General features: G+C 39.3%; 11 protein-coding genes. 7 read left to right on the top strand and 4 right to left on the bottom strand.

The window, feature by feature from the left end; translation table 11 throughout:
• Positions 1-74 precede the first annotated feature (74 nt).
• Complete coding sequence (locus H6G41_RS01760; RefSeq protein WP_190743049.1) at positions 75-584, top strand: hypothetical protein; 510 nt, start codon at positions 75-77, stop codon at positions 582-584.
• Positions 585-632: 48 nt separating this feature from the next.
• Positions 633-1,520, top strand: coding sequence for a hypothetical protein (locus tag H6G41_RS01755; RefSeq protein ID WP_190743047.1), 888 nt, complete (start codon positions 633-635; stop codon positions 1,518-1,520).
• 338 nt (positions 1,521-1,858) lie between these two features.
• Here H6G41_RS01755 and H6G41_RS01750 read toward each other — a convergent pair whose 3' ends face one another.
• Positions 1,859-2,917: an L-histidine N(alpha)-methyltransferase gene (locus tag H6G41_RS01750; protein WP_190743045.1), complete on the bottom strand. Its 1,059-nt coding sequence runs from the start codon at positions 2,915-2,917 to the stop codon at positions 1,859-1,861.
• A 704-nt stretch (positions 2,918-3,621) separates the two neighbouring features.
• Positions 3,622-6,255 (bottom strand): DNA polymerase III subunit alpha, encoded by a 2,634-nt coding sequence (locus tag H6G41_RS01745; protein WP_190743043.1) that lies wholly within the window; start codon positions 6,253-6,255, stop codon positions 3,622-3,624.
• A 175-nt stretch (positions 6,256-6,430) separates the two neighbouring features.
• Between H6G41_RS01745 and H6G41_RS01740 the strand changes: the two genes are divergently transcribed.
• On the top strand, positions 6,431-7,726 hold the full coding sequence (locus H6G41_RS01740; protein WP_190743041.1) for a dicarboxylate/amino acid:cation symporter: 1,296 nt from the start codon (positions 6,431-6,433) through the stop codon (positions 7,724-7,726).
• Between the two features lie 23 nt (positions 7,727-7,749).
• On the opposite strand, the gene H6G41_RS01735 is transcribed toward H6G41_RS01740, so the two are convergent.
• A complete protein-coding gene (locus tag H6G41_RS01735; RefSeq protein ID WP_190743039.1) occupies positions 7,750-7,929 on the bottom strand; it encodes a hypothetical protein in 180 nt (59 codons plus the stop codon).
• Between the two features lie 225 nt (positions 7,930-8,154).
• Here H6G41_RS01735 and H6G41_RS01730 point away from each other — a divergent pair, with 225 nt between their 5' ends.
• The 3 genes from H6G41_RS01730 to H6G41_RS01720 all read left to right on the top strand — a co-directional run bounded on the left by H6G41_RS01730 (position 8,155) and on the right by H6G41_RS01720 (position 10,372).
• Positions 8,155-8,580 (top strand): DUF1636 domain-containing protein, encoded by a 426-nt coding sequence (locus H6G41_RS01730; RefSeq protein ID WP_190743037.1) that lies wholly within the window; start codon positions 8,155-8,157, stop codon positions 8,578-8,580.
• Between the two features lie 76 nt (positions 8,581-8,656).
• The gene (locus H6G41_RS01725; RefSeq protein ID WP_190743035.1) at positions 8,657-9,427 is read left to right on the top strand and encodes a cobalt-precorrin-6A reductase; all 771 of its coding nucleotides are present in this window, start codon (positions 8,657-8,659) and stop codon (positions 9,425-9,427) included.
• Positions 9,428-9,658: 231 nt separating this feature from the next.
• Complete coding sequence (locus H6G41_RS01720; protein ID WP_190743033.1) at positions 9,659-10,372, top strand: Uma2 family endonuclease; 714 nt, start codon at positions 9,659-9,661, stop codon at positions 10,370-10,372.
• Between the two features lie 44 nt (positions 10,373-10,416).
• Here the strand turns inward: H6G41_RS01720 and cbiE are convergent, their stop codons facing one another.
• The gene (gene cbiE / locus H6G41_RS01715; RefSeq protein WP_190743031.1) at positions 10,417-11,628 is read right to left on the bottom strand and encodes a precorrin-6y C5,15-methyltransferase (decarboxylating) subunit CbiE; all 1,212 of its coding nucleotides are present in this window, start codon (positions 11,626-11,628) and stop codon (positions 10,417-10,419) included.
• A gap of 400 nt (positions 11,629-12,028) precedes the next feature.
• Here cbiE and cobG point away from each other — a divergent pair, with 400 nt between their 5' ends.
• Positions 12,029-13,522, top strand: coding sequence for a precorrin-3B synthase (cobG, locus tag H6G41_RS01710; protein WP_190743029.1), 1,494 nt, complete (start codon positions 12,029-12,031; stop codon positions 13,520-13,522).
• Positions 13,523-13,570 lie beyond the last annotated feature (48 nt).

The following is a 13,570-nucleotide window of genomic DNA, read 5'->3' as shown; positions in this document are numbered from 1 at the left end:
AATAAATTTTCTGGCTAAAAACCAGACAAGCGCTGATAATTGCCTCAAAGCACAAGCATAAGGAGAAGCTAAACATGACTTTCCCCCGTGGGCGGAGAATTTTAGCGGCTGTACTAATTTCAGTATTATTACTGACTACAGCATGTACGCCAAAAACACCAGGACGTTTTGACCAGGTACAGCAAGAAAGCAGTCGGCAAAAAAGCGGTCAAGCAGTTGCTAAAGATGCGACTCAAGGTAGCAAATTAAACAAATTCTTCCCAGATGAGGGAGATGGCTACCAACGTGTCTATACTCAAGAGAAAAAAGGCTTTTCGGAAGCTAACTTGAAACAGGGTGGCAAAGTTGTAGCCCAACTAGCTATTTCTGATACTACTAGCATTCCTGGTGCGGCAGCAAAATTCTCCAACAGCACCAAAAAAGTTGGCGGTTATCCCGCAGTCCAACTGGGAAATACGCAAACTTCGATTTTAGTGGGTAAGTACCAAGTGAAGGTGATTTCTAAAGACCCAGCATTTACATCAGCAGATAGGGAAGCTTGGATTGAGAAGTTCAATCTTGATGGTCTAGCGAAACTCAAATAAGCCGCAATACAGAAATAAAAATCACTACATCACAATAAGGAGATTGTTTTGAGTAAATCAATTTTTCAGTTGGTGGATGAACTACCAACAAGTGGATTGACTGTGAATATGTTGAACGCTCTTGATTTTGTGGCTCCAGGTGAGTGGCAAAATACTGTAGGCTTTGTCAACACGATTAAGACTGTCACAGGCGAAACTGATGAAGGTTTAATTCAACAAATTGGCGAACGAGCAATTTATCTTTTTAATGATAAATCTCAAGGCTATCAAACTGCTTTGTGGTTATATCAAACTGTTGATAATACAGATAAACTTCTGGGTGCAGCAGCTTTAGCAAATAAGGTGGGCGAGAAGATTCCTTTGTTAGGTTTTTTGAACAATGTCACTCCCAAACCTGACAAAGCTCAAACTATTGACTTGACTTTAAAATTAGTTGCGGAATTGGTAGCCTTCTGTCAAATTAACGGTATTCCTGGAGACAGTATTGGCGATTTTGTTGCTTCTTTGGGCGAGTATAGTGGTGAATCTTTGATTCGCCTGGTGGCTTTAGTCTGCGTTGATGGTTTAATTCCTTTAGGGCCTGATTTTATTGGCAAAGCTATATCTGGATTAAATCAAACAAGTCCGCAGGAGTTAGAACAGAACACCACTTTTCAAGGGATTAAAGATGTGATTCCTGGTAACAATGCTGGCAGTAAACTGAATTTCATCGGTGAAAGCTTTGATTCAGTCAAGGGTTGGATGAGTAATCTCGTTACCTCTAATAATCTCACACCCCAGAAAGTGACCAGTCATTTGCAAAATTTCGTTGAATTTTCTGATAGTAAATTGGATTATCTAGCAGCATTTTTGGATGTAGCAACCAATTACTATGAACATACTGGTACACAGACTTTAGCGCGTCGTTTAATTGAACGTGCTATAGCTGAGATTTAAATTTGTCCTTAATTGGTGATGAGTAATGGGCAATGTTTGTAATTATCTATTACTCATACCAATTATAGCTGTTCCAGCGCGATCGCCTGTTTCTTTGATAATTATTAAAGCTTGTTCTAAAATTTCTGTTGCTTTGGGATAATGGGCTAATTTGCGCTAACCAGCACTCATTTCGTTTAAAATTACCGCTTCAGCTTGACTATATTTAATTTCCCGCACAATTGCTAAAGCTTGTTAGTAAGACTTTAAAGCCTCAGCATACTGACCTTGTTCAAACTGTTGTATACCTATGTATATTTATACGGGCGTTAATATGCAGTCTTTACATAGAATTGGTATCAACAAGCAATTTTACAAATAACTATAATATGTGAAAAGTATTTATTATAACTATAGTGAACAAGTTGTAATCCGGCTTTTTCTAGTTCTTGGAGAATTTCTTGCATCTCATATTTATGATGCCTCCAAATAGTAATTTCTTCGTCTTTTAAAATTTCTAAATTCTTATCAATTCCTAAATTGTTAAAAACTACAGTGTAATTTTGATTAAATTTGATATTGGCAATGATACTATCGGTTTTTAAATCATACTTTCTTACAAGTTCGCAATCTTCAGCACTAATTCCTACTTTATTTTTAATCCATGCATAGATTTCTTCTACATGATATTTACACCCACCTCTGGCTTGACCATCCCATGTAGAATTAGAACCAGTTTCGTTATTGAACACAAGAAAATCGTTTTTTTTCATGCTCTTTCTAAAGTTTTGCAAAACTCTAATCCTGTCTCGATGATTTCCTATAGTCACACCTAAATGTAAAAATATATTTGCAAAATCTTGAGCAACTTCAGAATTTGAATTTTGCCAAAGCTCTGTGGGAACAGTACTAGTTTCTATATCAATTGTGTCACTATTAAATTTAATTAATGGAAACCATGTAGTAAAGTTGGATTTTGATAAAGTCAAGAGTTCTTTACTAATATCCAAAGCAATATATTGATTAATTCTATCTAATTTATAAAGTTGATTAATAAATTTTTTAACTGGATAGGAATTACCTGCACCTATATCAATAATATTGACCTTAGTACAATTTTGATGATTGCCGTTAATATAATCAAAATTTTTATTTAATAAATCAATCTCTACATTTGATGTTCGATACCATCGAATCATAAGATATTTTTGATAAAAATTACTCCAAATTCTTCCACCTCTACCTTTATAAGAATATTTTAAAGGAATTTCTCTGCCAATTTCTAATGCCTGAATTAACTCTAGAACCTCTTTTTTAGAGAAGATAGAGTAAAACTTAGAACTAGGCTCTATTCTCCGGATAATAGAATTAGGGCTATCTGAGGAGAATTGTGAACTATTGGATAAAATGTTAGCCATGATTGTTTGGATCTGTTAGGTATTGAAGTTAATAAGCATTTCCTTAGTGCTGCTTCTAACTCGCCCAAGAAGTTAGAGTCTTACCCATTTTTTAATTTCTGGGTAAGACTCTGACTAGTAATACCAATTTAAAAATCTTTACTACATATCCATTATTTCTAGGGGCGCAAAACTTTGCACTCCTAATTCATGTATTTGTCGCATTCTTTTCACACTGGTATAAGCACTTGGGCAGAATTCATTACATCATGTCATTATCAAGAAAGCTTACTTTTTTCCTGAGGAATGCTACGCATCATTTGCTTCTCCATAGGAGTACGGATAACGCTTAGCAGTAAGCTTCCTCAATTCCTTCGGACATGGCTTCTCTAGGAGAAACTGTATCATCAGGAAAGCAAAGCCAGAGGCTTTACGCTTGACGCAATGACTGTAAATATTTTTTACAGCTACTGAAATTGCTTTATTTAATTTTAATTGTGTTGATTCATTAATTCTTTCACAAAAATTCAACGCACACAAGGAAACTGTGGAAATTGGAATAAATTGAGGTCACTGTACCGCAACGGGAAAATCGTACAAATTCCAAAATTTCACAGCTATGACTAAGACTTTATAGCAGGAACTAAAATAAGAAACTCATGACTGATTTTTCTTACTTTAAGCATCCAAACATTAATTATTTTTGAATTTTGAATTTTGAATTTTTAACATCCTGGTAATTGCGGAACTTGTAACAAATCCAACCCCCGCTCAAAGATTTCATCAACTGGTAACATCTTCCCATCAGTCGTCATAAATTTATGGTCTTTTGTCGCTCGAATAATCGAACCATCTTCTAAACAATATTCAAATACTTCTTGTTGACCACGATTATGCCACTGTGCTATCGGTTGGGTATATACATTTCCATTTGCATCAATACTATATACCCTACATTCCAACTGTTTCTCAACAATTTCCCCAATCGGAATTAAGCCATATTCTACTGTTAAAACTGGCGTATCGTAGCTTAAACAATATTCGGCAAACTTCAACATATCGTCAAATAACTTTTCAGCTACTTGCTTTTTAACGCCGTTTTTAGTCGCACCATCAATAAACTTTTCCTGCTGCTTTTGCATCTCAGAAACTTTCTTTTTACCCATCGCGCGACGCAATAAGTCAGCTTGTCCTAAGGAATAACCAGCCATATCTTGAGCAATTTTCATAATTTGCTCTTGATACACCATGATTCCATAGGTTTCATTTAATATTGGCTCTAAAATCTCCGTTTCATAGGCGATTTCTTCGCGGCCATGTTTGCGATTAATAAACTTAGGAATCAATCCTGCATCTAAAGGGCCTGGGCGATAAAGTGCCAAAATTGAGGAAATATCTTCAATATTAGAAGGCTTTAAATCTCGTACTATCTGCTTCATCCCCGAAGATTCTAACTGAAATACTCCTTCTAATTCCCCAGCCTCTAATAATTCATAAGCCTTTTTCACATCTTTTGGTAAAGTGGTATGTTCTCCTTTGGCTAATATCTTCTGCGCCTTTCTTTCTTGACCTGTAATTTCATCAGGGTCTACACGATAACCTTTAGTTTGTTCAATTAAATCTAAAGTTTTTTGAATTAAAGTGAGGTTCCGTAACCCCAAAAAGTCCATTTTTAACAGTCCCATTGATTCCAAATCTTCCATGAAATATTGGGTAATCACGGAACCATCATTATTTCTTTGTAACGGTACAATTTCATCAAGAGGATCGGCAGAAATGACTACACCTGCTGCATGAACGCCAAAGGTTTTGTTAGTTCCTTCAATGCGCATCGCCATATCAACCCAATGACGAACATGGGGTTCATTATCATATCTGGCTTTAAATTCTGGTTCTGGGGTGTCATCAGAAATCATCACTTTTAACTTAGTTGGTTTCCCCCGCACCACCGGAATTAATTTTGCCATTTTATCGGATTCCCCATAGGGAATATTTAATACCCTAGCAACATCTTTTAATACTGCTTTGGAAGTCAAACGGTTAAAGGTAATAATTTGGGCAACTTTATCAGTACCATATTTTTCAGTGACATATTCAATGACTTTATCTCTTTGTTCAATGCAGAAATCCGTATCAATATCAGGCATGGATTTCCGTTCTGGGTTTAAAAATCGCTCAAATAGTAGACCATGATGCACAGGATCAATGTTAGTAATCCGCATCGCATAAGCCACTAAAGAACCCGCCGCTGAACCGCGGCCTGGCCCCACAGGAATATTGTTATCTCTAGCAAATTTGATGTAATCCCAGACAACTAGAAAGTATTTGGAAAAACCCATTTGTTGAATCATTTTGAGTTCGTATTCCAACCTTTCTTTATAGGTAGAATCAACCTCATTGCGGGATTTACGATTTAATCTTTCTAAAAGTCCGTTCCATGCAACTTCTTCAGCATAAGTATCCGCAGTATGTCCAGAGGGAATGGGAGGTGTAGGGATTTGCGGCTCACCCATAATTTGGTAAGGCTCGACTTTATCGGCTACTTCTTCAGTAGTGGCTATAGCTTCAGTAATCACATCATCCGGTAAATGATCGCGAAATAGCAGCTTCATTTCTTCGGCAGATTTGAGATATTCTGTGCCGCTATAACGCATTCGATTATCTTCACTAATTAGCTTGCCTGTTTGAATACAAAGCAAAGCATCGTGCGCTTCTACATCAAAGCAAGAAATGTAATGAGAATCATTGGTAGCAACAAATTTAATCCCTAATTCTTTCGCGATTTTAATAATTTCAACATTCACGATTCTATCTTCTTGGGAACCGTGGTCTTGAATTTCTAAATAATAATCATCACCAAAGACATCTTTATACCATTTAGCAACTTTTCGGGCTGCATCTGGTCTACCACTGAGAATTGCTTGAGGAACTTCTCCACCCAAACAAGCACTAGTAACGATTAAGCCTTCATGATATTCTTTTAATAATTCTTTATTGATGCAAGGACGAGAAAAAATACCTTTTCCTTGTACACCTTTGAGATGGGAAATAGTAGTTAATTTGACTAAATTTTTGTAGCCTTTTGTATTTTTAGCTAAGACAACTTGATGATAACGGGGGCGGCGTTCTTGCTTTTCAATATCGCCATTGATGATGTACATTTCGTTGCCAAGAATTGGCTTAATGTTCTTACTGCGGCAAATTTTGATCAGTTCTACCGCACCGTACATGACGCCGTGATCGGTGAGGGCGATCGCTTTCATCCCCAAGGCGATCGCTCGATCCACCAACTCTGGTAGCTGACTCGCCCCATCAAGTAAGCTGTAGTCACTGTGAATATGCAAAGGGACAAAGGACATATTAATCTCCAACCACAAGCCAACGATAACTCTGGGGGCATGACCATGACATACCCCTTTGAGCAGGATTTTGCAAAGAAAGCAACGGGATCTTAGATTAACCCGTTTGCGTAATTTTCACTTCCGCAAGAGATGTTTAAATAAATACAACTGTTGAGTTAGCCCCTATCGATCAATGAGTGAACCAGATACCATTACTTCATTGGAAACGAAAACCCGTCCTTGGTGGCTGCGTATCCCTCTGACATTACAAATTGCGATCGCCTTATTGCTTGCTGTCAGCTTAGGAATCGCCCTTGGTGCGGGGAATCCCAGCCCAGAAAACGCCACTTTCATCACTAATCTAGCAATTCCCGCCGAATTGGTACTTAAAGCCCTACGCGCCCTAGCTACGCCCCTAATTTTGGTAGCAGTACTGCACACCTTCATGACTACCACTATTCCCGGTACGGCTGGGAGAAGGTTAGCAGTTCTCCTGTTAACCAATACCACTGTCGCCATTCTCATTGGTTTGCTAGTAGCCAACGTTTTGCACCCTGGTAGCTGGGGAACTTTAGCCGCCCCAACAGGCGCAGAACAAGTAACTGGTCAAAGTGTCGATCCTTGGGGTTTATTCAAAGATGCTGTACCTGATGCCATCCTCAAGCCACTAGTCGATAATAACGTTATTCAACTAATAGTCATTGCCCTTTCTTTTGGCATTGTCCTCCGAGCCTTAAAATCAGAACAAATTGCCCAAGGAAAAACCGCTTATCAACCAATAGAAGATGTCATTGCTATTTTATTTGAAGCAGTAATCCGTATTCTCAACTGGGTAATCGCCCTAGTTCCTTTAGCGGTTTTTGGAATTGTCGCCAAAACTGTTGCGGAAAGAGGTTTTGCGCCTTTTCAATCTTTAGCAGCATTTATTGTGGCAGTGTTGGTAGCTTTAGTATTACAAGCTTGTTACTATCTCACCAGGGTAAAATTAGGTTCTTGGGTGAATCCCATCAAATTTTTAATGGGTGGTTCCGATGCTTTTATTACCGCTTTTTCCACATCTTCCTCAACAGTAACAATGCCAATTACCTTTGAGGTATTGCAAACAAAACTCGGTTTAAGAGAATCTTCCGCTTCCTTAGGGGCATTAGTTGGAGCCAACTTTAATAATGATGGTACAGCCCTTTATGAGGCAATGTCTGCATTATATATTTCCCAAGTTATCGGACAACATTTAGATTTAGGACAGCAATTAATAGTTGTGCTTACGTCTATTTTTGCCTCTGTTGGCGCAGCGGGAATTCCTAATGCTGGACTAGTTACAATGACATTGGTGTTTACTTCTGTTGGTTTGCCTACGCAGTATATAGCCTTATTAGTTACAGTAGATTGGTTCTTAGATCGGTGTCGGACGGCAATTAATGTGATGGGAGATATGACCGTCAGCGCTTTGCTAGATGGTAAAAAGCCTCGTACCCTAGACGAGGCTTAGTTAGCACCCTTGGTATTAATCATCTAATGCTGTTGAGGCCCCTTAGCATCACATTCTTTCGTCCAGCATCGTTCTAGGAGTTGTATTCGCCAGAGTGAAGCAAAAGTTCGGGGATTCCAGATTAATTTACTGTCTCGGCTAAATAAAGGTTGATTGAGATAATGCCAAAGTGGGAATTTAATCTTTTGATGTTTAGGAGCCATAGGAAGAAATACTATAGGAGCTTGGTCGCAGTCTAGTTAAAGATTAAACAATGATAGACAACATCGTCCTGGTGAAAATTGCGGAAAATTACTAAATTTTATTTCCGATGTAAGGACATCTGTCATTAGTCAGTTGTCATAGATTATTTTCCGTGTATACGAGTTCCTGTTCTCCCCAATTTTTACTGAATTTTAATTATTTTTCTATACATCTACGAGGTAAGGATGACTGCTAGCAATAATTCTCAAAATAGTAATTTAGATGTATCATCTCATACTTTATTTGTTTGTAAAACCTGCGCTAGTGTTTGGCAAGATAGCAAACGTGTAGGTGAAAGTGGGGGCGAAAAATTACTGAAAAAGCTGCAAATTTTAGCAGAAGATTGGGAATTACGAGATAAATTTCCCATTCAGCAAGTAGAATGCATGAGTGCTTGTAGTCATTCTTGTGTTGTTGCTTTTGCTGCACAAGGTAAAATTACATATTTGTTTGGCGATCTCGCAGTTGATGATAGTGCTTCTGCTGTATTGGAATGTGCCCAGAAATACTACAATAAGCCTGATGGGCTACTACCTTGGTCAGAACGACCAGAAGCGCTGAAAAAGGGGATTTTGGCTAAAATTCCGCCGATTATAAAAGCTAGGGACTAGGGAAGAGGCAGGGGGCAGGGTGCAGGGGGTAAGGAGATAAATAGTTATGGACTATATGATCAATGCCCAATGCCCAATGCCCCATGCCCAAAAACAACTAACAATTGTGAAACGTGTTTTGATTTTGGGTGGAACAGGTGATGCGGCTGAAATATTTGCAAGAGTCGCTACTATCCCAGGAATTGAGGCGATCGCATCTTTAGCCGGTCGGACTCGTCAACCTTCAGTCCCGGCTGGTAATGTGCGTATTGGCGGATTTGGTGGGGTGGTGGGGTTGGTTAGCTATTTACAAGAGATGAGGATTGATTTTGTCATTGATGCTACCCATCCCTTTGCTAATCAAATGTCCTGGAATGCGGCTGCGGCTACTGCGGAAGTTGGTATTCCCCGATTGCTATTTAATCGTCCGCCTTGGGAAAAGCAAAAAGGCGATCGCTGGATTGAAGTTGAGAATATTACAGATGCCGCCGCAGCTTTGGAAAATCAAGCAAAACGGGTGTTTTTAACCGTTGGTAGGCAAGAAATTAGCGCTTTTGCCTATCTAGATAATATTTGGTTTTTAATGCGGGTGATAGATCCGCCTAGCCCTGATACCTTGGTACCGCCTGGTTTAATATTGTGCGATCGCGGCCCCTTTGCCTTAGATAATGAGCGAGAAATTTTGATTCAGCACCAAATTGATAGCATTGTCAGCAAAAATAGCGGTGGTGATGCTACTTATGCCAAAATTATAGCCGCGCGAGAACTAGGTGTAAAAGTCGTCATGGTAAACCGTCCTCCAGTACCACCAAGCGAGCAAGTAACGAATATTGAAGATGCCATAACTTGGTTGCTGAATAATTTGTAATTAAGGTATGGGGCATTGTTTAAGAGACTATAAATAATATTCATTGTTATTGATAATAATTACCTTTATATACCTTTATTCCCTTATTTATTGATGAATAAATCTAACAAAGTATTGCTTATGAAGCAAAAGAAGCAACATCAGGAGGTCAATAACCACTGTACAGATGCGATTAATCGCGTCTCTAACAACTGACCATTGACTAATCCACAATACTTTGAGTGATGCTATATGGTGACACAACAACCCATGCAATCAGATATTTATGAAATTTCTGATTTAATTCTACCTTTGGAAAACGGTGAGAGATTATCACGCTGTGAATTTGAGCGTCGTTATCAAACTATGCCTAAACATAAGAAAGCTGAATTAATTGAAGGAGTCGTATACTTAGAATCTCCTCTCAGTTTTCTGAGCTATGTAGAAGCACAGACTAATTTAATAGATTGGTTATGGAATTATCGCATTGCTACCCCAGGTATCAAATTAGGAACTGAACCAAAGGTAAGATTAGACCAAGATAATGAACCGCAACCAGATGCAGTTTTGTTTATCAACCAAAACTTAGGCGGTAAATCACAATTAACAGAAGATGACTATATAGAAGGTGCACCAGAATTAGTTGTAGAAATTGCTGCTAATAGTGAATCTGATAATTTACATAATAAAGAAAAGGTTTATCGACGCAATGGTATTCAAGAATATATCGTGTGGTATATATTAGACAATAGGCTAGATTGGTTTCATTTGAGCAAAAATGAATATGTACCTTTGAAACCAAATGAAGATGGCATTTTACGCAGTCAAGTTATGCCTGGTTTATGGCTAGCAATTTCCGCATTAATAGCAGGCAATATGTCTCATGTAATGACTGCTTTAAAAGCTGGATTAAATTCGCCAGAGTATACAAACTTTGTTACCAGATTGTTAGCAAATATTATGTAATTAATAGATTATTCTGTGTAGCTTGAAGTTACCAAAATCAAAAATTATAACTTTTGCGCTACCCATTGTGTTACCGGAGCCATCGCCCGCCAGCCTAAAAATTTACCAATAGGTTCGGCGCGTTGGATGGCGATGCGGGTGAAATTTCCCCCGACTTGTTCATACCATTTAAATAATGTTTGTTCACCCTCAATGGTGACTACATTGGCAACTAATTTACCACCTGGTTTGAGTGCTGACCAACAAATATCAAATAAACCATCGGCGGTGACGCCACCGCCGATAAAAATCGCATCGGGTTGGGGTAAATCTTTGAGAGGATTTGGTGCTTTTCCCGCAATAATTTGCAAATTAGGTACGCCTAAAGCGGCTGCATTATCAGTAATGTAACTCAATCTAGTAGAGTTTTGTTCAATAGCGATCGCTCGACAGCGTGGATCGGTGCGCATCCATTCTATAGAAATGGAACCACAACCAGCGCCTACATCCCATAATAATTGTCCTGGTGTAGGTGCTAAAGTAGCTAGGGTAATCGCTCTGACTTCGTGTTTAGTTAATTGTCCATCGTGGTGATAGGCGTTATCTGGTAATCCTGGTACTTTGGGTAAAGAGACTACCCCAGAATCGGCAATACAATAAACTGCGATCGCATTTAAAGCGGCGATATCTGTCTCATCCCAAGTCGCAGCAGTACTTTCTCTCATCCGTTCCTGGGTTCCACCCATCCGTTCCAAGACTGTAATTTGACTGTTACCATAGCCTCGCTGTGTCAAAATTTGCGCCACAGTTGCGGGGGTGTCTTGGTTAGCGCTTAAAATTAGTAGCCGCGCCCCAGGATAAATGTAAGCTTGAAGCAGTGCAGCTGGACGACCGCACAAGCTTAAAGTTTCTACTTCCGTTAAAGACCATCCTAGTCTGGCACAAGCAAGACTAAACGCTGAAGGTGCAGGAATAATTGTAATTTCAGTGATGGGAATTTGTCGTGTTAAAGTGACACCAATGCCGTAACACATGGGATCGCCACTTGCGAGGACACATACAGCTTTACCGCGATGTTGGATAATTTGTGCAACTGAGGCGCTAATGGGGGAAGTCCAGGTAATTTTCTGGCGTTGATCGTGACTAGGAAGCATACCTAAATGGCGATCGCCACCAACGATAATTTCTGCACCATCTACTAGGGAACGAGCGATCGCACTCAACCCCGCTAACCCATCTTCACCAATACCGACAATCGCCAGCCATTTATCTGTCATCAGAAGATTGTAATTAAGTTATGCCTTCTTAATCTAAGGACTTTAATTTTATGTTTAACAGTTGTATAGCTGCAAGGTATATCCAGACTGGATTTCCTTATGTATAGCTTGGTTAAAGAAATCTTAACCAGTTAATGAAAAATATAAAGCAGCGCTAATTCTCACCACCTACTCATGCTAAATTACTAAAGCTTGGGGTTGGGAAACGCCGGTGAAATTCCGGGACTGTGCCGCAGCTGTAAAGCAGTTTTAGATTTTAGATAGCAATTTTGATGGTCGGGATTATGTTAGCAACCCGTGACTCAGACAAATCAAGAGTCAGCGAATTATCCAAAATTCAATATCCAAAAATCCAAAATTGAGTAAGTCAGAATGCCAACTTTCAAGCTGTTAAAGAACAGTGGTAATCTACATCCCTGCGTTGCACGGGGAAGGAGTTCTAGTCTTGTTATCGTCTGGGTTTACTAAATGTCCTGGCTTATTTTACGCCACCCCTGCTCAAGATGGTATATTATCCCGCATTAGAATACCTGGTGGCATTTTAAATAGTCAACAATGTCGCGCGATCGCAGAGATAGCTGAACAATATGGTGGTGGTTATATTGATGTGACGAATCGCGCTAACTTACAAGTGCGGGAAATTCATCAAGGGATTGATGGTGAAGTGTTGCAGCGTCTCCAAGCTTTAGGCTTAGGTTGTAGTAACACAACTGTAGATCAAATCCGCAATATTATGACCAGTCCCACGGCGGGTATCGATCCTCAAGAATTGATTGACACTTGTCCTTTTGTTACAGCTTGGGACAATTACATCACAGCAAATACTCAACTATCAGCCCTATCTGCTAAATTTAGCGTTTGCTTTGATGGTGGAGGAATTGTTTCAGTAAGCGATCGCATTAATGATATCGTTTTCGCGGCTGTATTGATAGAGAATGAGGTTTACTTCCGTCTTTGTTTGAGTATCGGCGCAAAGGGTAAACCAGCCCAAGATACAGGAATTATTGTTACACCAGAACAATGTTTGCCCGTTTTAGCAGCTTTAGCTGATGTTTACCTAGCTCATCTTGAACCTACGACTCAATATAAGCTGCGTCTGCGAGAGTTATTAAACAATATCGGCTGGGAAAATTATCTGCAACAAGTCCAGCAGCGTTTAGATTTTCCCTTATCTACCCGCGAAATCGAGACAGCGATTGAGAAAATAGCAATAAATTATCACCATATTGGTATTCACCCCCAACGCCAGCCGAATTTATATTATTTTGGTGTTGTTTTGCCCTTAGGTCGGTTAGAAACAATGCAGATATTAGGATTAGCTGAATTAGCCGAAAAATACGGTAGTGGAACTGTTCGCCTCACACCTTGGCAAAATTTACTATTAACCGATATTCCCCAAATAGCGATCGCTGATGTACAACGGAAAATTGACGCTTTGGGATTAGATTGTACTGTCAGCAATATTAGCGCTGCATTAGTTTCTTGTTCTGGCAAAAAAGGGTGTGCAGCTTCTGCAACTGACACTAAAGGTGACGCTTTCAAATTAGCAGAATATCTCAAAACTCACATTGCTTTAGATAGTCCTGTCAATATTCACTTTAGCGGCTGTACTAAATCCTGCGCCCAACATCATCAAAGTGATATCACTCTCCTCGGTGTCAGCGTGGAAGAAGATCATAAAACCGTAGAAGGTTATCGAATTTACATAGGTGTTGACAATAACGAGCAAAAATTTGGTCGGGAATATCAATTTGTAACTGTTGCTAAATTGCCCGCATTAATAGAAGAGATGCTGCTAGTATATAAAACCCAACGCCTAAACCTGAATGAAACCTTTAGAGAATTTGCCCATCGATATGATGTTAGTCAATGGTCAATAGTCAATGGTCAATAGTCAGTTATTCTCCTCCCTTCCCTAGCCCCTAACCCCCATTCCCTAGCC

This window comes from Tolypothrix sp. FACHB-123 (assembly GCF_014697075.1).
Classification (GTDB): Bacteria; Cyanobacteriota; Cyanobacteriia; order Cyanobacteriales; family Nostocaceae; genus Aulosira.
This window is presented reverse-complemented; position numbering and strand designations above follow the sequence as displayed.

Excerpts from the sequence above, each read along its gene's own strand:
- H6G41_RS01760 (WP_190743049.1), top strand. The coding sequence starts at position 75 with ATGACTTTCCCCCGTGGGCGGAGAATTTTAGCGGCTGTACTAATTTCA.
- H6G41_RS01750 (WP_190743045.1), bottom strand. The coding sequence starts at position 2,917 with ATGGCTAACATTTTATCCAATAGTTCACAATTCTCCTCAGATAGCCCT.
- H6G41_RS01745 (WP_190743043.1), bottom strand. The coding sequence starts at position 6,255 with ATGTCCTTTGTCCCTTTGCATATTCACAGTGACTACAGCTTACTTGAT.
- H6G41_RS01740 (WP_190743041.1), top strand. The coding sequence starts at position 6,431 with ATGAGTGAACCAGATACCATTACTTCATTGGAAACGAAAACCCGTCCT.
- H6G41_RS01735 (WP_190743039.1), bottom strand. The coding sequence starts at position 7,929 with ATGGCTCCTAAACATCAAAAGATTAAATTCCCACTTTGGCATTATCTC.
- H6G41_RS01730 (WP_190743037.1), top strand. The coding sequence starts at position 8,155 with ATGACTGCTAGCAATAATTCTCAAAATAGTAATTTAGATGTATCATCT.
- H6G41_RS01725 (WP_190743035.1), top strand. The coding sequence starts at position 8,657 with ATGCCCCATGCCCAAAAACAACTAACAATTGTGAAACGTGTTTTGATT.
- H6G41_RS01720 (WP_190743033.1), top strand. The coding sequence starts at position 9,659 with ATGGTGACACAACAACCCATGCAATCAGATATTTATGAAATTTCTGAT.
- cbiE (WP_190743031.1), bottom strand. The coding sequence starts at position 11,628 with ATGACAGATAAATGGCTGGCGATTGTCGGTATTGGTGAAGATGGGTTA.